Source organism: Cutibacterium granulosum (assembly GCF_900186975.1).
Lineage (GTDB): Bacteria > Actinomycetota > Actinomycetes > Propionibacteriales > Propionibacteriaceae > Cutibacterium > Cutibacterium granulosum.
In genome coordinates, this window is sequence record NZ_LT906441.1 from 1,763,703 (window position 1) to 1,784,363 (window position 20,661).

Here is a 20,661-nt window from a genome sequence, read left to right on the forward strand (position 1 = left end):
ATCCCCGGCTGGCGGGGGGGACGGTGTCGACGTCGTCCGGAGCTGAGCGGTGGAGTGAGGCTGTGGGGAGTTCAGCGGGCTCGCCGCCGATCCATCACCGGCCACGGACTGTGCGCCGGACGCAGATCGTCCAGCCTGCCCTGCGCCTTGGCCAGAGCCGTCGCCAGCACACCGGTGACCAGGGTGGGTGACTGACACTGCCCGGCCTGTATCGCTGCCACCAGGTCGTCCAGGGGTTCCCAGTCGGCCGTCATGAGACGCTCCTCCCCCTCCGGGACGAACCCGTCCGGGCGTGGGGCCGGGCTCAGGTCCCTGGCCAGATAGATGCGCAACGCCTCCTGACATCCCCCGGGAGTGGTGACGATGTCGAGGAGTACCTGCCAGTCCACGGCCGCGAGCATCGCCTCCTCGGCGAGTTCTCGTTGGGCAGCAGCCAGGTAGTCCTCCCCGCAGACGTCGAGCAGACCAGCAGGTGGTTCCACCAAGATCATGCGCACCGGGTGGCGGTACTGACGCACCACTGCAACCCGGTCGTGCTCGTCGAGGGCGATGATGCCCACGGCACTGGGGTGGGTGGTGTACTGACGCTGGATCCGCTCCCTGGCCGGGGTGGTGATGGTGTCATTGACGAAATCACACACCCGTCCGGTGGCCAGCACCTCGTGCTCATCCACCTGCCAGGTCTCGGCAGCGTCCCAGCGACTCACTTGGAGTCGTCCTTCCTGCTCGCAGACGCGGATGCCTCCGCCGTGAAACGGTCGGACCGGGACTTCTCGGCCTTGGAGGTGTGCCTGCTGGGTAGCGGGACCTCACGATCCTCTCCCTTGGCCCGCCGTACTGCAGCAGCAGCGAGTCCACGGAACAACGGATGGGCATGGGTCGGACGGCTCTTGAGCTCCGGGTGGGCCTGGGTGGCCACGAAGAACGGGTGACTGCTGCGCTCCAACTCGACGAACTCCACCAGGGAGCCGTCGGGAGAGGTACCGCTGATGTGCAGCCCGGCAGCCTCGAGACGGTCCCGGTAGGCGTTGTTGACCTCGTAACGATGGCGGTGTCGCTCCGTCACGGTCGTCGTGCCGTACAGACTGGCCACCAGGGAGTCCTTGTCGAGTTTGGCCGAGTAGGACCCCAGCCGCATCGTTCCCCCGAGATCACCCTTGCCCTCGACGACGTCGACCTGCTCCGCCATCGTCGCGATGACGGGATCGGCGCAGCCCGGATCGAACTCGCTGGAAGCAGCTCCCTCGATCCCCGCCAAGTCCTGGGCCGCCTCGATGACTGCACACTGCAGTCCGAGGCACAACCCCAGGAAGGGGATCCGCTTCTGACGGGCGTAACGAATGGCTCCGATCTTGCCCTCCACACCGCGGATACCGAACCCGCCGGGCACACAGATGCCGTCCACGTCACCCAGGTACTGGGCCGCCCCCTGCGGGGTGGCGCAGGAGTCGGAGGCAACCCACTTGACGTTGACCTTGACGCGGTTGGCGTATCCACCGGCACGCAGCGCCTCGGTCACCGAGAGGTAGGCGTCGGGCAGGTCGATGTACTTGCCGACCAGGGCGATCGTCACCTCGCTGGTGGGCTTCTTCACCCGTTCGAGCAGGTCGTCCCAGGTGGTCCAGTCGACGTCACGGAAGAACAGGTTGAGTTTCTGGACGACGTAGGCGTCCAGCCCCTCACGGTGCAGGACCTTGGGAATGAGGTAGATCGAGGGGGCATCCGGGCACGAGACCACGGCCGGGGTGTCGACGTCACACATGAGGGCGATCTTGTTCTTGATGCCCTTGACCAGTGGGCGTTCCGAACGGCAGACGATGGCATCGGGTTGGATGCCGACCTGACGCAGGGCGGCGACCGAGTGCTGGGTCGGCTTGGTCTTCATCTCCCCGGACGGCTTGATGTAGGGCACCAGTGAGACGTGCAGGAAGAAGACGTTCTCTCGTCCGATCTCCTGACGCACCTGACGAGCAGCCTCCAGGAAGGGCAGGGACTCGATGTCGCCCACGGTGCCGCCGATCTCGTGGATGACGACATCGGGGTTGCCCTCGTCCATGGCGAGCATTCGCGCCTTGATCTCGTTGGTGATGTGCGGGATGACCTGCACGGTGTCGCCCAGGTAGTCGCCGCGCCGTTCCTTGGCGATGACGGCCGAGTACACCTTGCCTGTGGTGACGTTCGCCTCACCGGAGAGGTTCTCGTTGAGGAACCGTTCGTAGTGGCCGATGTCCAGGTCGGTCTCGGCACCGTCCTCGGTGACGAACACCTCACCGTGCTGGAACGGATTCATCGTGCCCGGATCGACGTTGAGATAGGGGTCCAACTTCTGCATCGTGACCTTGAGCCCACGAGCCTTGAGAAGGGAACCCAGGGATGACGCCGTCAGCCCCTTGCCGAGTGAGGAGACGACTCCTCCAGTGACGAACACGTGCCTGCTGCGATGATTTTCGTTGCCCACGGAATTCCAGCCTATCTGATCGACCCCCGATGAGTCAGCTCGGGACGATTACCGCACCTGCGTCACCAGGACGCCACCCGACACGTCACCGTGTCGTCTCGATCCCACACCACTGCTGCCTCACAGCCCACTGTCTCGTGATGGTTGGCCGCCCCGGGCAAGGTCCAGCAGCTCGCGAGCATGGTCGACGGCGGTCTGCGAACCGGACATGCCACTCATCATCCGGGCAAGTTCCCGTTCCCGATCCGCCTCGCCGACCTCACGCACCCCAGATCGGGTGATACGCCCGTCATCGGCCTTGGTGACGACCAGATGGGTGTCGGCGAAGGCAGCCACCTGCGCCAGGTGGGTGACGACGATGACCTGGTGGCGGGTGGCCAGGGCTGCCAGTCGGCGTCCGATCTCGATGCCGACGCTGCCGCCGACGCCGGAGTCGATCTCGTCGAAGACCAGGGTTCTCCCACTCTCGCTCCCGGCCAGGACGACCTCCAGGGCCAATCGGACCCGGGACAGCTCACCACCGGAAGCGGCCTTGGACAGCGATGCCGGGGCAGCCCCCGAGTTCGCAGCCAGCATGATGGTGACGGCATCGGTGCCGGTGGGGCCCATCGGTGCTTCGTCGAGCTGGAACTCCACCCGGGCCGATGGCATCGCCAGAGCTGCCAGCTCCGGGGTGAGGTCGTGGTGCAGTCGAGCTGCGGTGCGGTGCCGGATCGCACTCAGCCGGGAGGCCGAGGCAGCGAGTTGGCCCTTGAGCTGCTGCACCTGTGCGGTCAGCTCGTCGACGTCGTCATCACCGCCGACGAGGTGGTCGAGATTCTCCCGATCCTGCTGGGTGGTTCTCAGCAGATCGTCCAGTGTCGTCGCCCGGGAGCGCAGCAGACGTTGGATGGCGCTGAGCCGTGCCATGACCTCGTCGAGTTCACCGGGCCCGGTGTCGGACTCGGCGGCCAGTCGTGCGACGTCGGCAGCCAGATCGGTGAGGTCGACCTCGATGCCCTGGGCTCGCTGGGCCAGTCCGGCGGCACGTGGGTCCTCGTCCCCCATCGCGGCGAGTTGGGCAGCTGCCTGGCTCACCAGGGCCAGGGCGCCCGGTTGCAGCTCTGCCTCGCCCTGCGCTCCGTTGAGGAACTGGTCGGCCTGCTGCAGCGATTCACGCAGGGTCTGGGCCACCTGCATGTGCCGTGAGGTGGCGAGGAGCTCGTCGTCCTCACCGGGGTGCGGATCGACCTTGTCGAACTCGTCGAGGCGGCGGCGGAGCACCTCGATCTGCAGATCCTTCTCGTCTCGTCCAGTGGTGGCCTCGTGCAGCCGAGCCGCCACGTCGGTGTATCGCGACCACAGCTCGTGGTGGTCATGCAGCGCCGCGGCCATCTCCTCTCCTCCAGCTCGGTCGAGCATGAGGAGCTGGTGGGCAGGATCGGTGAGTCGGATCTGCTCGGACTGGCCATGGATGGTGATGGTCTGGGAGGTCAGCGAACCGAGTTGGCCGGCCGTCACCCGTGCTCCACCCAGTACGGCCCGGGAGCGCCGCGACGACAGCACCTGACGGTTGCAGATGACCTCACCATCCTCGCAATCCCCGCCGACCTCGGTGACGTGTCGTGCCATCTGCTCGTCACAGGACATGACGGCCTCCACGACAGCACGATCCGTGCCGTGGCGCACCAGACCGGGGTCGGCCTTCTGCCCGAGCAGCAGCCCCAAGGAGCTCACGACCATCGTCTTTCCGGCACCGGTCTCACCGGTGACGGCGGTGAGTGACCCGGCGAGTTCCAGGGAGGCGTCCTCGATGACTCCGAGATTGCGGATGGTGAGTGTGGTGATCATGACGTGGCCTGCCCCTGTCGCCATCCCACGACCGGCAGGGCGAACTTCTTCACCAGCCGCGAGGTGAACGGCTGCTCGGAGAGTCGCGCGATGCGCAGGTTCGCCTCATGGCGCACCACGGTGATCCGGTCACCGGGACGCACCTGACAGCTGCGCCGTCCGTCGCACCACATGATCCCGGAATCGGCACCGTCAGGTTGGATGTCGATGTCCAGTCGAGCACGTGGGGAGGTGACCAAGGGGCGGGCAAAAAGCGCGTGGGCGGCCACCGGCACCATGAGGATGGCGTCGACGTCCGGCCACATCACCGGTCCCCCGGCGGAGAAGGCGTAGGCCGTGGATCCGGTGGGAGTGGACACCAGGATTCCGTCGCAGTTCCACCGCTGCACGGCCAGGCCGTCGATGGAGGCGATGAGGTCGAGCATACGGCGCCGCGACGCCTTCTCCACGCTCAGCTCATTGGCAGCAAAGGATCTCCAGTGTTCCTCACCAGCGGCGTCGGTGAGGGTGACCTCGAGCACCAGGCGGTCCTCGACGGTGTAGGCACGGTCAATGACCTGGCGCACCAGGGAGTTCATGTCGGAGCGCTCCAGCTCCGCCAAGAACCCGACATGCCCAAGGTTGACCCCCAGCATGGGGACCCGACGAGGAAGAGCCCATTCGGCAGCACGCAGGATGGTGCCATCGCCCCCGAACACGACGACGACCTCGATACGGCTCTCGCGTGGGTTCACCTCGCTGGGATCGATCGTCGTCAGCGGCACCCCGGGGACCTTCTGCTGCAGAGCGTCGCGTTGGTCGGCAAGTACCACGCTGGACACACCCTGCTCGGCGATACCGGCGATGAACTCCCCGGCAGCGTCAAAGGCATCCTCCCGAATGGGATGTGATATCACCGCGACGACTCGGGGCGAGTCGGCAGGCGCATCTGGTCCGGGAACTCTCTGGGATGCTGCTTCACTCACGACGTCAACTCTAGCGGCCGTGGTAATCGTGCGACAGATCGTCGTCCGAGCAAGGCACCATGTCGAAAGGTGGGGTTTGCAACGAATTCTCCATCATGTCGGCAGCGCCGGGTTCCATGTGGCAACCCCAGGTCCCGTGTCAGCAGCTGCAGGTTCACGTACTGCGCACGACGTGGACGAAGAATTCGCGATTGCCGTCCTGACCCGTGATCCTGCTGGGGGCCGTGCCCATGAGGGTCCAGCCGAGCGCCGATGCCTGCGAGACGACCGTGTCCACGGCTCTGGCCTGCAGCATGGGATCGGTGACGACCCCACGGGCACCAAGGTCCTTCCTGCCCACCTCGAACTGCGGCTTGACGAGCAGCAGCATCTGCGACGCATCATGGGTTGCTGCGCTCAGTGGCTCCAGAAGCATGGTGAGTGAGATGAACGACACGTCCCCCACGACGAGATCGACCGGCTGCCCGTCGAGGTCATCGAGGGTGAGATCCCGCAGGTTCAACCCCTCCCGCATGACGACACGGGGGTCCTCGGCGAGTTGGGGAGCCATCTGGCCGTGTCCCACGTCGATGGCGAAGACGCGCTCGGCGCCCCGGTCGAGAACCACCTGGGTGAATCCCCCGGTCGACGCCCCGGCATCGAGCACCAGAGGCGGCACCCTGACGTCCAGATCGTCAAGACCACCCAGGAGTTTGTACGCCCCTCGGGAGACCCACGGCTCCTGCTCGGCCATGAGGGGGGTGTGTGCGTCCACCGGGGTCGACGGCTTGGTGACGACGGATCCCCCCACCCGGACCTTGCCCTCCTTGATGAGTCGGGCAGCAAGGGTGCGTGAGCGCACCAGGCCGCGCGACACCAGTTCCACGTCCAGCCGAGTCATCGGCGCACCACGGGGACCATGCGACATGGTGCACCATCTCGGCACAGGGACTGGTTCATTCGGTGTCGGGGCACCGAGGTGATCCCCGCCGAAATCTTCGCAGGAGCATCACTCGTGTCAGGCGCCACACATGTGAGCGTCATTCCGACACCGCCTCGGCTGTGGCCTCGGTACGAGCGCGTGGGACACGCTCCTGCTCGTCCTCCCCGAGTCCGCGCGCCTGCAGTGCCTCGCCCAGTTCCAGGGCGTGCCCGACGGCACCGACGACGAACGGGATGAGGAATCGCCAGGTCTGTTTCTCCAACCCACGGGCTCGTGCAGCGTCCTTCACGGTGACGAAGGAGGAGAGAAGGTAGGGAATCGTCGTCCACATGATCGCCATGGTGAGGGCAAATTTCTCGGGTTTGGCACCGAGAAGACGAAATGGTCTGGCCACTGCCGCCGTGGCATCCATGATCCGTCCGGGATCGGTGGTGCAGGTGAGCATTCTGGCGGTGTAGATGGCTGCCATGATGGCCCCCACATAGGCCACACCGTTCTGCCATGTGGTGAGGAAGACGTGGTAGACGAGGATGAGGGCATTCATGGCCCACAGGGCAGGGCCCAGTCGCAGGGCCGCCCGGGACGGCAGTCTGGCCACGACGAGGATGATGACGACGGCCAGCATGGCGCAGCCAATGGACAGCCACCACCGTCGCCAGATGAATGGCACGACGCCCACCAGGAGGACGACGAGGTATTTCGCCCACAACGGCATCCGGTGGGCCGCACTGTTGCCGGGTCGATAGCTGCCCAGATAGTCCCCACCGTGTCCCAGTCGATTCACTGCAGCCGCCCCACCATTCTGCGTCGGTACCCGGCGATGACGGCTGCGGGCTCCCCGTCGTCGACGATCTGCCCACCCTCGACGGCCAGGGCCCGGTCGAAGCTGGCCGCCAGTTCCAGATCGTGGGTGCAGCACAGGATCTGCTGGTCGAGGCGCTCGAAGGCGATGCGCAGCATCTCCCGATTGCGCAGGTCCAGCAGGGTCGTCGGTTCATCGGCCAGGATGATGTCTGGTTCGACGGCAAGCACGCTGGCCAGGGAGACGAGTTGGCGCTCCCCACCTGACAGGTCGTGGACGGAGCGCCCTGCGATGTCGGAGAGTCCCTGCCTGTCGAGCAGTTCCAGGGCTCGACGATGACGAGCCCTGCGATCCTTGATGCTGCTGCGCAATGACAACTCCACGTCGGCCACCGGAGTGGACATCACCAGTTGGGCCATGGGGTTGGTGAAGACGTAACCCGCCTGTCGCCGGGCCAGTCCCGGGTTGGCCTTCGGCTCTATTCCGTTGACGAGGACGGTGCCGCTGGTGGGTTCGGCCAGGCCGTTGACGAGTTTGAGCAGGGTCGACTTTCCGGCACCGTTGGGGCCGACCACGGCGATGCGGCGCTCGGGCAGGGTGACGTCGACGTCGCGTAGGATGGTGGTGGTGCGATGGTTGCCCTCGACGTCGTACTCGTCAACGCTCAGGCTGAGATCGTGGAACTCGATCACGCGATCACTTCGTCGTCGGCTCGGTAGCCGTCCCCGCAACCGTCGCGCTGGGGTCCTCGCCAGGCCGACCACCGGTGGTGTCGGTTTGGGCGGCGTGTCTGGGGGCTGCGGTGCCGGCGGAGTCGGAACTGTCACGAGCCTGGGAGGTGCTGGCGTTGGGCTGCGTCGTGGTGCCGGCGGGCACGTCGTTGGCGGTGCGAGCAGCAGGAAGCAGCCGTGGGAAGGCGGTGAGGACGGCGACGGCGATGGCCACGGCGATGAGGGCCTTGATGAGGTCGATGAGCAGCAGCGGGCCGTTGGCGGCCAGGGCGGCACCGAATCCCATCTTGGCGAATCCCACCAGGCCCAGCACGCCGCACAGGTAGATGACGAGCAGGTCGACGATGGCGACGAGGTACAGGTGGACCGGCAGCATGGCCTTGCGAGGACGACGGGACAGCATCTGGGTGGCCACGGCACCGGAGACGAATCCGCCGAGGACGAATCCCCAGATGTATCCGCCAGTGGGTCCGAAGAGGACGCCGGGTCCGCTGGACTGCCCGGCGAAGACGGGCAGGCCGAGAGCCCCGACGATGAGGTACAGCGCATTGGCACTGCCGCCGCGCACACCGCCCAGCACGAGTGGAGCGAGCATGACGGCAATCATCTGGATCGCGAACGGCACGGCCCCGATCGCGAACAACGGCGGGATGATGGCAAGGACGGCGATGAGGGCTGCGAAAACCGCGATGAGAGCCAGATCCGTTGCCTGGAAGCGGCGGGATGCTGCCACGATCAATCTCCTAGAAAACGTTGCGATGACGCACGTCCGATCCGACTCAGTTCTCGATCAGACGTGCCAGTCAGCACCGCCACGCGGCGCACCCAGTATCATAGCTTCATCTTGAACACCGTTCAGGACGGGCCACCAAGCTCGGACACGTCCAGCTGCGCTGCGATCAACGCGATGCGCCACGGGCACGGGGATGAACCAGCGCGACTGGCCCAGTGCGGATTGATCCGGCGCAGATCGATTCAGTGCACATTGACCCGGCGCGGATCGGTTCAACTCAGATTGGCCCGGTGCAAATCAACCCACCGCGGGTCGACCCAGCTTGACCCAACGCGAATCGATCCGGCGCGACTCGATTCAGTGCAGCAGGTCGAACACCGACAGAGCGTCGTGGTTCACGGGCACCCTATCCGTCCACACGAGCTCCAGCAGGGCCCGCACCCCGCAGAGCTGGGCTGCCATGTCATGGTTGGTCAGGTCGACCTCGAGATCGCCATCGATCTGGCGTACGAGCTGCCCATCGCACCGTGCCGCGTCGCCGTCGACGACAACTCGCTGGGGTGGCTCGAGGAGCGCACCGAGATCGGCACCGATGTGGTCGGGGCGACGATCAGGATCGGCATCCATGAGGTCGTGCACCCCATGGGCCCCGGTGAGGACGAACAGCGACGTGATGCCGGCATTGCGGGCGCCAAGGATGTCGGTGTCCAACCGGTCCCCGACGAAGATCGGTCGATGGCACCCCAGCCGAGTGCATGTGGCTTCCAGCAGGGGGCGAGCCGGCTTGCCGGCCATCGTCGGTTCCCGATCGACGCAAGCACCCACGACGGCAAGTTGCGCCCCGAGCCCCGGGACCAGCCCGCGATCGGTGGGGCGAGTCATGTCGGGATTGGACGCGTACCAGTGCGCACCGGCCTGGACGGCAAAGGCCGCCTCCTCCAACCGTGACCACTCGATGTCCGGGTCATAGCCCTGGATGACAGCCTGCGGATGCTCATCAGCGCTGTGTACCGGGACGAGACCGCGTTGTCGGGCCAGATCGTCGACATTGGAGGTAGCGGCGATGAGGACCCGGGTCCCCTGCCCCAGCTCGGTGGCGACCAGGGCCGTCACGGCCTCTGCGGAGGAGACGACGTCCGAGGGTGCCGCGGGAATGCCCATGTCGGTGAGCTGATCGGCGACCACGGTGGTGGCCCGAGCGGCGTTGTTCGTCACGAAACCCACGCCCACGCCACGCGCACGCAGCCGGGACATCGTGGCAGGTACCGCCGGCACGACCTCGGATCCGAGATACACCACGCCGTCCAGGTCGAAGAGCGCGGCGTCATGGGAATCAATGAGTGCTTCAGTCATCGGCCTTGCCATCGTCCTCGATCTCGGTGAGGACAACCTCATCCTCTGGTGCCGGATCCAACCCGTCGATGACGTCCACCCGGTCCTGCGCGTCCAGCAGCCTGCCCGGGTCATGGGACTCGGCACTGGCAAACCAGCGCCGTGCCATCTTCTCATCGCCGTCGGCAAGCAGCATCTCGGCAAATGCATAGTGCAGGCGAGCAACGGCCTCGGTGGGACCAGTCGTCGTGGTGATTGCCTCTCTCAACAGACGCCGCGCCTCGGCATGTTGACCAAGGTCTTCGCGGGCACCAGCCTTGACGAGTACCAGTTCAACCTGCTGGCTGCCGGACAGGGAGGCCTTCTCGCCGGTCTCGATGAGTTTGAGGGCGGCCAGGGGACGCCCCAGCGCACGCTCACAGTCGGCCATGACAGGCACATAGTTGTCATTGCCGGTCATACGACGCAAGGCACGGTAGTCATTGAGGGCAGACGCATAGTCACCCGCAGCATAGGCGGTGTCGGCAGCAACTTCACGTAGCACCGGCAACCTGGCAGCCCGGCGACGGGCAGCCTGGGCGTGTGCATTGGCGAGTTCGGGATTCTCGTCGATGAGCTCCGATGCCGCAACGAGATGCCCGGCAATGATGTGCGCGGTGTCGGAGGGCACGCCACGAAGCTCGGCCTTCACCGAGGCGGGCAGGGCCTTCTCATCAAAGTCGAGGGGAGCCATGGGCTCGTCGTCACGCGGTTGCAGGCCTGGGTGCAGCGGTTCTTCCTCAACCTCGTTGTCCAGACGCGAGTGACGTTGTGAGTTGGGCTGACGATCGACGCCCTTGCGACGGTCATCACGACGCGGGCCATCCTGGCGCCGACGATCGTTGTACTGGCCTCGGTCAGGACGTCCACCAGAACGACGGCCGGGGCGAGTCTCGGCGTCACGACGATCGTCATGTGTACGGCCACGTCCTCGCGAACCGCCCTGCGGACGACCAGCAGATGAACCACCCCGATGGGGCGAGCCACCATGACGACTGGGACGACCCCGGTCGTTGCGCCTACCGTCGGACTGGGGAGAGGAAGAATCTGACATAGCCCTATCTTCTCGCATTGGGACGCACGACACCACTGACACCCTCCCGGGCACGTCGTCCAGGACACGGCCCGAGGAACAATCACGGTGAGAATGTCTGTACATGCGTTTGTGGTTCTCAGCCATACAAGCTGAGAACCACAAACAATATATAAAGTCCGGCAGTGTCCTACTCTCCCACCAGATCCCTCTGGCAGTACCATCAGCGTGGTAAGGCTTAACGACCGGGTTCGGAATGGGACCGGGTGTTTCCCTTACGCTATAACCACCGAAACATCCACAGGGCACACAACCCTGAACATGCCACACACCCAACCAAGTCAGGTGTCTTCCACACCACCGTCTCGGGTGGTGGAAGGGAGCCACATAGTGGATACGAACACACAGAAAAACTGTTTTGATCAGCAAGAAGTTGTTGTGTAACAAGCCCTCGACTTATTAGTACTGGTCAGCTCCACACCTTGCAGTGCTTCCACATCCAGCCTATCAACCCGGTCGTCTACCGGAAGTCTTACCAGATTCATCTGCGGGAACCCTCATCTCGAAGCGTGCTTCCCGCTTAGATGCTTTCAGCGGTTATCACAACCCGACGTAGCCAACCAGCCATGCACTTGGCAGTACAACTGGCACACCAGAGGTCAGTCCGTCCCGGTCCTCTCGTACTAAGGACAGCTCTTCTCAAGATTCCTACGCGCGCAGCGGATAGGGACCGAACTGTCTCACGACGTTCTGAACCCAGCTCGCGTGCCGCTTTAATGGGCGAACAGCCCAACCCTTGGGACCGACTCCAGCCCCAGGATGCGACGAGCCGACATCGAGGTGCCAAACCATGCCGTCGCTGTGAGCGCTCGGGCAAGATCAGCCTGTTATCCCCGGGGTACCTTTTATCCGTTGAGTGACGGCACTTCCACAAGCCACCGTCAGATCACTAGTCCCGACTTTCGTCCCTGCTCGACATGTCTGTCTCACAGTCAAGCTCCCTTGTGCACTTACACTCGACACCTGATTACCAACCAGGATGAGGGAACCTTTGGGCGCCTCCGTTACCTTTTAGGAGGCGACCGCCCCAGTCAAACTACCCATCAGGCACTGTCCGTGAACCAGATCATGGCCCAACGTTAGATAACCAGAACGACCAGAGTGGTATTTCACCAACGACTCCACCACCACTAGCGTGACAGCTTCACAGTCTCCCACCTATCCTACACAAGTCGAACCGATCACCAATACCAAACTATAGTGAAGGTCCCGGGGTCTTTCCGTCCTGCTGCGCGTAACGAGCATCTTTACTCGTAATGCAATTTCACCGAGTTCATGGTGGAGACAGTAGGGAAGTCGTTACTCCATTCGTGCAGGTCGGAACTTACCCGACAAGGAATTTCGCTACCTTAGGATGGTTATAGTTACCACCGCCGTTTACTGGGGCTTAAGTTCACCGCGTCGCCAAAGCTAACAGTTCCCCTTAACCTTCCAGCACCGGGCAGGAGTCAGTCCGTATACATCGTCTTACGACTTCGCACGGACCTGTGTTTTTGGTAAACAGTCGCTTCCCCCAATTCTCTGCGCCCCTCACCGCAACCACCAGCACGTGGCGGCAACAGCTCAGGTCCCCCTTCTTCCAAAGTTACGGGGGCATTTTGCCGAGTTCCTTCACCATGATTCTCTCGATCGCCTCGGTATACTCTACCAATCCACCAGTGTCGGTTTAGGGTACGGGCGGCTCACACCTCGCTCACGAAGCTTTTCTCGACAGCACAGGATCACTCGCTCACCACACAAACATGGCTCGCCATCATGCCTCAACTCAATGTCTGGCGGATTTACCTACCAGACAGTCCACACATTTAGCCCCGGACAACCATCGCCGGGGACGAGCTACCTCACTGTGTCCCTCCGCAGCTTGTCTACTACATGATCGGTTCACACACTCACGCCACAAGATCACCCCGAAGGGATCACCAGGACACTCGCACGCTTAGCATCACACACCTCGACACGGACGGTGCTACACCGGTACCAGAATATCAACTGGTCGTCCATCGACTACGCCTGTCGGCCTCGCCTTAGGTCCCGACTCACCCAGGGCAGATTAACTTGACCCTGGAACCCTTGGATATTCGGCGGACGGGTTTCCCACCCGTCATTCGCTACTCATGCCTGCATTCTCACTCGCATCCACTCCACAACCCATCACCAGGCTGCTTCACCACGAACACGACGCTCCCCTACCCAACTCAAAAAAAGTTGCCACAGCTTCGGCGGATAACTTGAGCCCCGCTACATTGTCGGCGCGGAATCACTTGACCAGTGAGCTATTACGCACTCTTTCAAGGATGGCTGCTTCCAAGCCAACCTCCTGGTTGTCTACGCAACTCCACATCCTTTTCCACTTAGCTATCACTTAGGGGCCTTAGCTGATGATCTGGGCTGTTTCCCTCTCGACGACGAAGCTTATCCCCCGCCGTCTCACTGCTGCGCTCCACGTGCCGGCATTCGGAGTTTGGCTGGTTTCGGTAAGCTGATAGGCCCCCTAGACCATCCAGTGCTCTACCTCCGACACGAACCACACAACGCTGCACCTAAATGCATTTCGGGGAGAACCAGCTATCACGGTGTTTGATTGGCCTTTCACCCCTATCCACAGCTCATCCCCTCCATTTTCAACTGAAGTGGGTTCGGACCTCCACGACGTCTTACCGACGCTTCATCCTGGCCATGGATAGATCACACCGCTTCGGGTCTAGAGCATGCGACTGACGCCCTTATCGGACTCGCTTTCGCTACGACTACCCCACACAGGTTAACCTCGCCACACACCACTAACTCGCAGGCTCATTTTTCAATAGGCACGCCGTCACCCCGCAAGGCTCCGACGGCTTGTATGCGACCGGTTTCAGGTACTATTTCACTCCCCTCCCGGGGTACTTTTCACCATTCCCTCACGGTACTGATACACTATCGGTCACCAAGAAGTATTTAGGCTTAACGGGTGGTCCCGCCAGATTCACGCGACATTCCACGAGTACCGCGCTACTTGGGGCAACCTGAAACCACACATGACACTCACGTCTACGGGACTCTCACCCACTACGGTCCGCCTTCCCAGACGATTCAACTTCACACCACATGCAAGCCGATCCCACGGCAGCAGGATCACACAGGCCCCCACAACCCCGCACATGCAACACCTGCCGGCTTGAACACACACACGGTTTGGCCACATCCGCTTTCGCTCGCCACTACTCACGGAATCACAATTGTTTTCTCTTCCTACGGGTACTGAGATGTTTCACTTCCCCGCGTTACCTCCCACACCCCTATACATTCAGGGCAGGGTCACCGGACATGACTCCGGACATTCAAGGTTTCCCCATTCGGACATCCCCGGATCACAGCTCGTTTACCAACTCCCCAGGGCTTATCGCAGGTTACAACGTCCTTCATCGGCTCTTGGTGCCAAGGCATCCACCGATCGCACTTAGTAGCTTGTCACACAACAAACAACAAAATCACAAAACAAAAATGCTCGCATCCACTATGCAGTTCTCAACCACCACACGAGACACCCACCACACACACCAACGCATGCAGCCACGGCGTTCGCACATCCAGGAAACCACACCAGCCGGCGTGATACCCCAGAACCCCAACAACGTGCCCCACCACAAACGGTGACCACAGCCAACATTCCACAACAAGAACACACAACAGTGCGCCACTTGCTCCTTAGAAAGGAGGTGATCCAGCCGCACCTTCCGGTACGGCTACCTTGTTACGACTTAGTCCTAATCACCAGTCCCACCTTCGACAGCTCCCCCACAAAAAGTGTTAGGCCACCGGCTTCGAGTGTTACCGACTTTCATGACTTGACGGGCGGTGTGTACAAGCCCCGGGAACGTATTCACCGCAGCGTTGCTGATCTGCGATTACTAGCGACTCCGACTTCATGAGGTCGAGTTGCAGACCCCAATCCGAACTGAGACCGGCTTTTTGAGATTCGCTCCACCTTACGATGTCGCAACTCACTGTACCGGCCATTGTAGCATGCGTGAAGCCCTGGACATAAGGGGCATGATGACTTGACGTCATCCCCACCTTCCTCCGAGTTGACCCCGGCGGTCTCCACTGAGTCCCCAACCGAATTGCTGGCAACAGTGGACGAGGGTTGCGCTCGTTGCGGGACTTAACCCAACATCTCACGACACGAGCTGACGACAGCCATGCACCACCTGTGAACCGACCCCAAAAGAGGCACAACCATCTCTGGAAGCTCCCGATCCATGTCAAACCCAGGTAAGGTTCTTCGCGTTGCATCGAATTAATCCGCATGCTCCGCCGCTTGTGCGGGGCCCCGTCAATTCCTTTGAGTTTTAGCCTTGCGGCCGTACTCCCCAGGCGGGGTACTTAATGCGTTAGCTACGGCACAGAATCCGTGGAATGGACCCCACACCTAGTACCCACCGTTTACAGCGTGGACTACCAGGGTATCTAAGCCTGTTCGCTCCCCACGCTTTCGCTCCTCAGCGTCAGGAAAGGTCCAGAGAACCGCCTTCGCCACTGGTGTTCCTCCTGATATCTGCGCATTCCACCGCTCCACCAGGAATTCCATTCTCCCCTACCTTCCTCAAGTCAACCCGTATCGAAAGCACGCTCAACGTTAAGCATCAAGTTTCCACTTCCGACGCGATCAACCGCCTACGAGCCCTTTACGCCCAATAAATCCGGACAACGCTCGCACCCTACGTATCACCGCGGCTGCTGGCACGTAGTTAGCCGGTGCTTCTTCTGCAGGTACCGTCACAAAAAGCTTCGTCCCTGCTGAAAGCGGTTTACAACCCGAAGGCCGTCATCCCGCACGCGGCGTTGCTGCATCAGGCTTGCGCCCATTGTGCAATATTCCCCACTGCTGCCTCCCGTAGGAGTCTGGGCCGTATCTCAGTCCCAATGTGGCCGGTCACCCTCTCAGGCCGGCTACCCGTCGCCGCCTTGGTAGGCCACTACCCCACCAACAAGCTGATAGGCCGCGAGTCCATCCACAACCGCCGGAGCTTTCCAACCCCCACCATGCAGCAGGAGCACATATCCAGTATTAGCACCAGTTTCCTAGCGTTATCCCAAAGTTGTGGGCAGGTTACTCACGTGTTACTCACCCGTTCGCCACTCGTGTACCCCCGAAAGGGCCTTACCGTACGACTTGCATGTGTTAAGCACGCCGCCAGCGTTCGTCCTGAGCCAGGATCAAACTCTCCAATGAAAAAATATCACCAACCCCACACCCAAAAGGCACAGGGCAACGGTGTCAACATGAAGAATCCAAAACACTAACCCAAACAAACAACCAACGAAAAAACGTCAATCCGTCCATTTGAATCAATCAAAGGAATCATAATTAAAACGACACACAAAAGTGCATCTATTGACTATGAAAGACACGCTGTTGAGTTCTCAAGCATCACACGCGACCCGCGGAACCATCTCCCGACAACCCCTTGGGGCACCCGATCAAGCTTACCAGACCGAAACCCGAATGTCAAACCCGGATCCCAGCCCCAGACAATCCCACGACCATCCAGACCGGCAAACCGCCTCACGGCGACTCGACCAAGCTTACCAGATCAGATCACCGAAATCAACCCGGCTCACATCACCAGCCACCACACCAAGCAACCCAGAAACCAATCCAGACCACCCATGCAGCCAGCCACCCTCAGGCAGCCCGTAAGACTTTACCCATCAACAATCCCCAAGTCAAACCCGGACCCAAGCGGCTACACACTGCAGACACACCACATCCATGGCCAACCCAAAGAAGAAAGGCAAAACCACACCCCCACAAAACCACCCAGAAACCCCGGACAACCCCGCAAGGACTCGAAAAACAATACACACTCTCCGACCAGATGCAAAATCGGCCTCAGGACACTGGTCCTGAGGCCGATTCGAGATGCAGGTGACGTGGTACTCACTCAGTGTGACGAGCGACGTCCAGTGCCGTGGTGCACACCGCACCACGCATGTGACGTACTCATCTGTGACGACTCATCGTTGTACCGCACCGATCGTCTTCTTGCCGCGTCGCAGGAAAGCCACCCCGCCGGGAAGGAAGTCGTCGCTGGTGAGTGGCTGATCTGCGTCAGTCACCTTGACGTTGTTGAGGTAGGCGCCCCCCTCGCGAACAGCCCGTCGGGCGGCAGACTTCGATTCCACGACACCGGCGAGAACCATGGCATCGGCAACTGTTGGCAGAGTTGGCCCCTGCAACGTCACGGCGTCGACCTCACACGCGACCGAGCCCAGGGTCGTCTCGTCCAGCTCGTAGAGTTCGGCCTTGCCGAACAGGGCCTGCGCCGCCTTCTCGGCTGCCCTCCTGGCTTCTGGACCATGCACCATGTCCGTGATGTCGTCAGCCAGTGCATGTTGGGCAGCACGTTTCCATGGTTGCTCGGCAGTCTGGCGGGCAAGGTCGTCTATCTCATCGTGCGGACGCGGGCTGAACACCTTGAGGTAGTCGATGACCTTCGCGTCCTCCGCATTGAGGAAGAACTGGTGGAATGCGTAGGCACTGGTGAGTTCTGGGTCCACCCACACCGTTCCCGACTCCGTCTTGCCGTACTTGGTGCCATCGGCCTTGGTGAGCAGCGGAGTCACCAGTCCGTGGACGACGTCGCCGGAGGTACGCCGGATGAACTCCGCCCCGGCGGTGATGTTGCCCCACTGGTCCTGAGCACCGGTCTGGAGGGTGCATCCATAGCGCTCGTGCAGTTCCTTGAAGTCCAACGACTGCAGCAGGACGTAGCTGAACTCGCTGAACGAGATGCCTGAGTCCAGACGTCGGGCCACGACGTCCCGGGCCAGCATGCGGTTGACGGAGAAGTACTTTCCGACATCACGCAACAGGCGCAGGGCGGAGTACTCACTGGTCCAGTCGTAGTTGTTGACGACACGAGCGCCTGTCGGTCCGTCCATGTCGACGTACTTGCTCACCTGGGCCTTGAGCGATTCCACCCAACCCTCGACGACCTCGCGATCATTCATCTTGCGCTCGCCCGTCATCTTGGGATCCCCGATGAGGCCAGTTGCCCCACCGACGAGCAACAACGGATGGTGTCCATGCTCCTGCATGGCTCGAACCACCATGAGCTGCATGAGATGACCAATGTGAAGGCTCGATGCAGTGGGGTCAAAGCCCACATAGAAGGTCACCGGCCCCTGGGCGAGATGGCCCGCAAGGGCCTGCCTGTCGGTGGAATCGGCAATCATGCCACGCCACGTGAGTTCGTCCAGGACGCTGTTCACCGGATGATCCTTTCTTCTGGCTCTCTGACCCCTTCACCATACCGGGTCAGTTCGTCGCCCGGTGTGAGTAGGGGGTTTCGTCAGCTGCTCGTGGCTTCGGCGGCAAGTATCGGCGCAGGAGTTCCCGACTCCGCCATCGAGCGGAAGGCCTCGGCCATGTCGGTGGCCCGGATGCCCGACGCGCAGATGATGACGATGGTGTCGTCACCGGCAATCGTGCCGAGAATGGCCTGCGACCCAGCCAGATCAATTGCCGAACCAAAGTACTGGGCAGCACCGGGTGGGGTCTTGAGGACGACGAGGGACTCATTGTTGCGTACTCCGGTGCACAACTCCTTGGTGAGCCGGGCAAGGTGTTCCCAGGCCGGTGATCCAGTCGTCACATCGGAGGGGTGACTTCCCTCACGAATCGTGTAGCGCAGTTTGCCGTTCAGGTCACGCCCGCGTACCGCTCCGATCTCCACCAGGTCCCGTGACAAGGTGCCCTGGGAGACGGTCAGCCCCTCGGCTGCGAGGATCGAGGCCAGGTCCGACTGCGAGGCGACCCGTCCGCACCGTACCAATTCACGGATGCGCGCCTGACGAGCAGTTCGGGATGCCGGGGCGTGATTGTCCTGGGCCATCATCTCTCCGTGATCGAAAACCTTCCAAAACCACGAATAATTATGCATCGTGGGTTTTCATCACACAACTGGCACCACGGATTCCCGTCACCAGCAGTCTGACCCCGACATCGAATTCGGTCTCCTGGGCCTCGGCGTCGAAGGTGTCGATGACGTTGAGTTCGAAGAGTTGGCTACGCGCCTGCTCATCCATGACGTGCCCGACGACCAGATGGGTGAGGGCCTGGGAGGCTGCTCGGGCGGTCTGGGAGTCGCACCCCCCACAATCCTGCAGAAAGCTGGCGAGCTGCACGCTCGGGTCGGTCGTCACCAACCCGACCGACATGGCCGATGAGACCAACTCGGCACCGTCCCGATGCGCAAGGAGTTTCGAGCGCAGCGCATGCGCCCACCCCAGCAGTTCTCGGGCCAGCTCCCCACCATCGTCCGTAGGGGTCAACTGACCCTCCTCCCCCAGGATCTCATCGGCCATTGCAGCGAGCAGGGTCTGCTTGTTGGCGACATGCCAGTACAGCGCGCTGGCCTTGACGTCCAGCAGCTGTGCCAGCCGTCGCATCGACAGGTCCTCCAACCCGTAGTTGTCCAGGATCTCCAGACCCGCTGCGACGATGTCGTGTGTGGTGAGTGACACCGGACCCCCTCATTTGCACTGACCCAACGTGAGATAAATTGAACACCGTTAAGATGAACGGCGTTCAACACGCATCGTGTACCTCACAGGAGCTTCCATGAATCTAGCTGACATGACAGCACGTGGCCTCAACGGGCAGCCCATCACCCGAGAGGAAGCGCTGAAGATCCTGCGCAGCGACGACTCCGAGCTGCTGTCCATTGTGGCAGCTGCCGGAAAGGTCCGCCGCCATTTCTTCGACAACCGCGTACGCCTCAACTACCTCGTCAACCTCAAGAGCGGCCTGTGCCCGGAAGACTGCTTCTACTGTTCGCAGCGGCTCTCCTCCCAGGCCAACATCATGAAGTACTCCTGGGCCGACCCCGAGACCGTTCACAACGCCGTCGAGGCAGGAATCGCCGGCGGCGCACGACGCGTGTGCATGGTCGCCTCGGGCCACGGACCATCCAGCCGGGACGTGGAACGCGTCAATGCGATGGTGCGTGACGTCAAGTCGGAGCACCCCAATGTCGAGGTCTGCGTGTGCATGGGATTCGTCGACAAGGACAAGGCCGAGTCCATCAAGGAGGCCGGTGCGGATTCCTACAACCACAATGCCAACACCGCGCAGAGCAACTACCGCGACATCTGCACCACGCACACCTATGAGGAGCGCATGGAGACCGTCGACGTCCTCAAGGAGGCGGGACTCTCCCCCTGCTCGGGTGTCATCGTCGGCATGGGTGAGACCGACGAGGAACTCGTGGACGTCATCTTCGACCTGCGCAAGCACGGCGTCGACTCGGTCCCGGTGAACTTCCTGCTGCCCTTCGAGGGGACTCCGCTGGGCAACGCCCACACCACCGACAACTTCACCCCGCGGCACTGCCTGCGTGTGCTGTCCATGGTGCGTTTCATCCACCCGGACGCCGAGGTGCGTTCGGCTGCCGGTCGCGAGGTGCACATCCGTACCCTGCAGCCACTCATCTTCGAGGTGGCCAACTCGATCTTCCTGGGCGACTACCTCACCAGTGAGGGAGCTGCGGGTGCCTCCGACCTCGCCATGATCGAGGACGCCGGATTCGTGCTCGAGGGCGGCGAGGGCCAGCCCGTGCTGGTGAGCCAGGTCCGCAAGGACCGCGAGCAGCTGCATGTCGACATCCGTCATCGCGGCATCGGGTCCCCAGAGCCGGCGAACGCCTGATTCGTACTGATCCCCCACCGGTCAGCCCCTCCTCGAGCCTGTTTCGGGGAGGGGCTGACCGT

13 protein-coding genes, 3 rRNA genes and 1 pseudogene are annotated in these 20,661 nt (G+C 62.2%); 1 reads left to right on the plus strand and 16 read right to left on the minus strand.

Annotated features, from left to right (window positions below; translation table 11 throughout):
• Positions 1 to 71: 71 nt before the first annotated feature.
• The 16 genes and pseudogenes from CKV91_RS07515 to CKV91_RS07590 form a co-directional block, all read right to left on the minus strand.
• Complete coding sequence (locus CKV91_RS07515; RefSeq protein ID WP_065860616.1) at positions 72 to 707, minus strand: NUDIX domain-containing protein; 636 nt, start codon at positions 705 to 707, stop codon at positions 72 to 74.
• Positions 704 to 2,458 (minus strand): CTP synthase, encoded by a 1,755-nt coding sequence (locus tag CKV91_RS07520; protein WP_095141012.1) that lies wholly within the window; start codon positions 2,456 to 2,458, stop codon positions 704 to 706. The genes CKV91_RS07515 and CKV91_RS07520 overlap by 4 nt, the downstream gene beginning before the upstream one ends.
• A gap of 120 nt (positions 2,459 to 2,578) precedes the next feature.
• Positions 2,579 to 4,288, minus strand: a complete 1,710-nt coding sequence (gene recN / locus CKV91_RS07525; protein WP_065860677.1) for a DNA repair protein RecN — start codon at positions 4,286 to 4,288, stop codon at positions 2,579 to 2,581.
• Positions 4,285 to 5,253: an NAD kinase gene (locus CKV91_RS07530; protein WP_051167175.1), complete on the minus strand. Its 969-nt coding sequence runs from the start codon at positions 5,251 to 5,253 to the stop codon at positions 4,285 to 4,287. Before CKV91_RS07530 ends, recN begins: the two co-directional genes overlap by 4 nt.
• Before the next feature lie 154 nt (positions 5,254 to 5,407).
• Positions 5,408 to 6,133 (minus strand): TlyA family RNA methyltransferase, encoded by a 726-nt coding sequence (locus CKV91_RS07535; RefSeq protein WP_021103528.1) that lies wholly within the window; start codon positions 6,131 to 6,133, stop codon positions 5,408 to 5,410.
• 139 nt (positions 6,134 to 6,272) lie between these two features.
• Positions 6,273 to 6,890, minus strand: a complete 618-nt coding sequence (locus CKV91_RS07540) for an energy-coupling factor transporter transmembrane component T (RefSeq protein WP_065860676.1) — start codon at positions 6,888 to 6,890, stop codon at positions 6,273 to 6,275.
• Positions 6,891 to 6,955: 65 nt separating this feature from the next.
• Positions 6,956 to 7,669 (minus strand): energy-coupling factor ABC transporter ATP-binding protein, encoded by a 714-nt coding sequence (locus tag CKV91_RS07545; RefSeq protein ID WP_065860615.1) that lies wholly within the window; start codon positions 7,667 to 7,669, stop codon positions 6,956 to 6,958.
• Between the two features lie 205 nt (positions 7,670 to 7,874).
• Positions 7,875 to 8,441 (minus strand): annotated as a pseudogene (locus CKV91_RS07550) (biotin transporter BioY); the annotation flags it as partial.
• A 357-nt stretch (positions 8,442 to 8,798) separates the two neighbouring features.
• Positions 8,799 to 9,794 (minus strand): HAD-IIA family hydrolase, encoded by a 996-nt coding sequence (locus CKV91_RS07555; protein ID WP_065860613.1) that lies wholly within the window; start codon positions 9,792 to 9,794, stop codon positions 8,799 to 8,801.
• Complete coding sequence (locus tag CKV91_RS07560) at positions 9,787 to 10,866, minus strand: hypothetical protein (RefSeq protein ID WP_411791899.1); 1,080 nt, start codon at positions 10,864 to 10,866, stop codon at positions 9,787 to 9,789. Before CKV91_RS07560 ends, CKV91_RS07555 begins: the two co-directional genes overlap by 8 nt.
• A gap of 156 nt (positions 10,867 to 11,022) precedes the next feature.
• Positions 11,023 to 11,139, minus strand: a 5S ribosomal RNA gene (gene rrf / locus CKV91_RS07565).
• A gap of 145 nt (positions 11,140 to 11,284) precedes the next feature.
• Positions 11,285 to 14,358: ribosomal RNA gene (locus CKV91_RS07570) — 23S ribosomal RNA — on the minus strand.
• 238 nt (positions 14,359 to 14,596) lie between these two features.
• Positions 14,597 to 16,120, minus strand: a 16S ribosomal RNA gene (locus tag CKV91_RS07575).
• The 16S, 23S and 5S rRNA genes sit together here, the layout of an rRNA operon.
• Positions 16,121 to 16,905: 785 nt before the next feature.
• Positions 16,906 to 18,126, minus strand: a complete 1,221-nt coding sequence (tyrS, locus tag CKV91_RS07580) for a tyrosine--tRNA ligase (RefSeq protein WP_414836117.1) — start codon at positions 18,124 to 18,126, stop codon at positions 16,906 to 16,908.
• A 116-nt stretch (positions 18,127 to 18,242) separates the two neighbouring features.
• Positions 18,243 to 18,785, minus strand: coding sequence for an arginine repressor (locus tag CKV91_RS07585; protein ID WP_023034013.1), 543 nt, complete (start codon positions 18,783 to 18,785; stop codon positions 18,243 to 18,245).
• 40 nt (positions 18,786 to 18,825) lie between these two features.
• A complete protein-coding gene (locus tag CKV91_RS07590; protein ID WP_065860546.1) occupies positions 18,826 to 19,416 on the minus strand; it encodes a TetR/AcrR family transcriptional regulator C-terminal domain-containing protein in 591 nt (196 codons plus the stop codon).
• A 97-nt stretch (positions 19,417 to 19,513) separates the two neighbouring features.
• Here CKV91_RS07590 and bioB point away from each other — a divergent pair, with 97 nt between their 5' ends.
• On the plus strand, positions 19,514 to 20,599 hold the full coding sequence (gene bioB, locus CKV91_RS07595; RefSeq protein ID WP_065860545.1) for a biotin synthase BioB: 1,086 nt from the start codon (positions 19,514 to 19,516) through the stop codon (positions 20,597 to 20,599).
• The last annotated feature ends 62 nt before the right edge of the window (positions 20,600 to 20,661 follow it).

Bases quoted from the DNA above. Each gene is read 5' to 3' on its own strand.
- recN (WP_065860677.1), bottom strand. From the start codon at position 4,288: ATGATCACCACACTCACCATCCGCAATCTCGGAGTCATCGAGGACGCC.
- CKV91_RS07535 (WP_021103528.1), bottom strand. From the start codon at position 6,133: ATGACTCGGCTGGACGTGGAACTGGTGTCGCGCGGCCTGGTGCGCTCA.
- CKV91_RS07540 (WP_065860676.1), bottom strand. From the start codon at position 6,890: ATGCCGTTGTGGGCGAAATACCTCGTCGTCCTCCTGGTGGGCGTCGTG.
- CKV91_RS07555 (WP_065860613.1), bottom strand. From the start codon at position 9,794: ATGACTGAAGCACTCATTGATTCCCATGACGCCGCGCTCTTCGACCTG.
- CKV91_RS07560 (WP_411791899.1), bottom strand. From the start codon at position 10,866: ATGTCAGATTCTTCCTCTCCCCAGTCCGACGGTAGGCGCAACGACCGG.
- tyrS (WP_414836117.1), bottom strand. From the start codon at position 18,126: ATGATTGCCGATTCCACCGACAGGCAGGCCCTTGCGGGCCATCTCGCC.
- CKV91_RS07585 (WP_023034013.1), bottom strand. From the start codon at position 18,785: ATGGCCCAGGACAATCACGCCCCGGCATCCCGAACTGCTCGTCAGGCG.
- bioB (WP_065860545.1), top strand. From the start codon at position 19,514: ATGAATCTAGCTGACATGACAGCACGTGGCCTCAACGGGCAGCCCATC.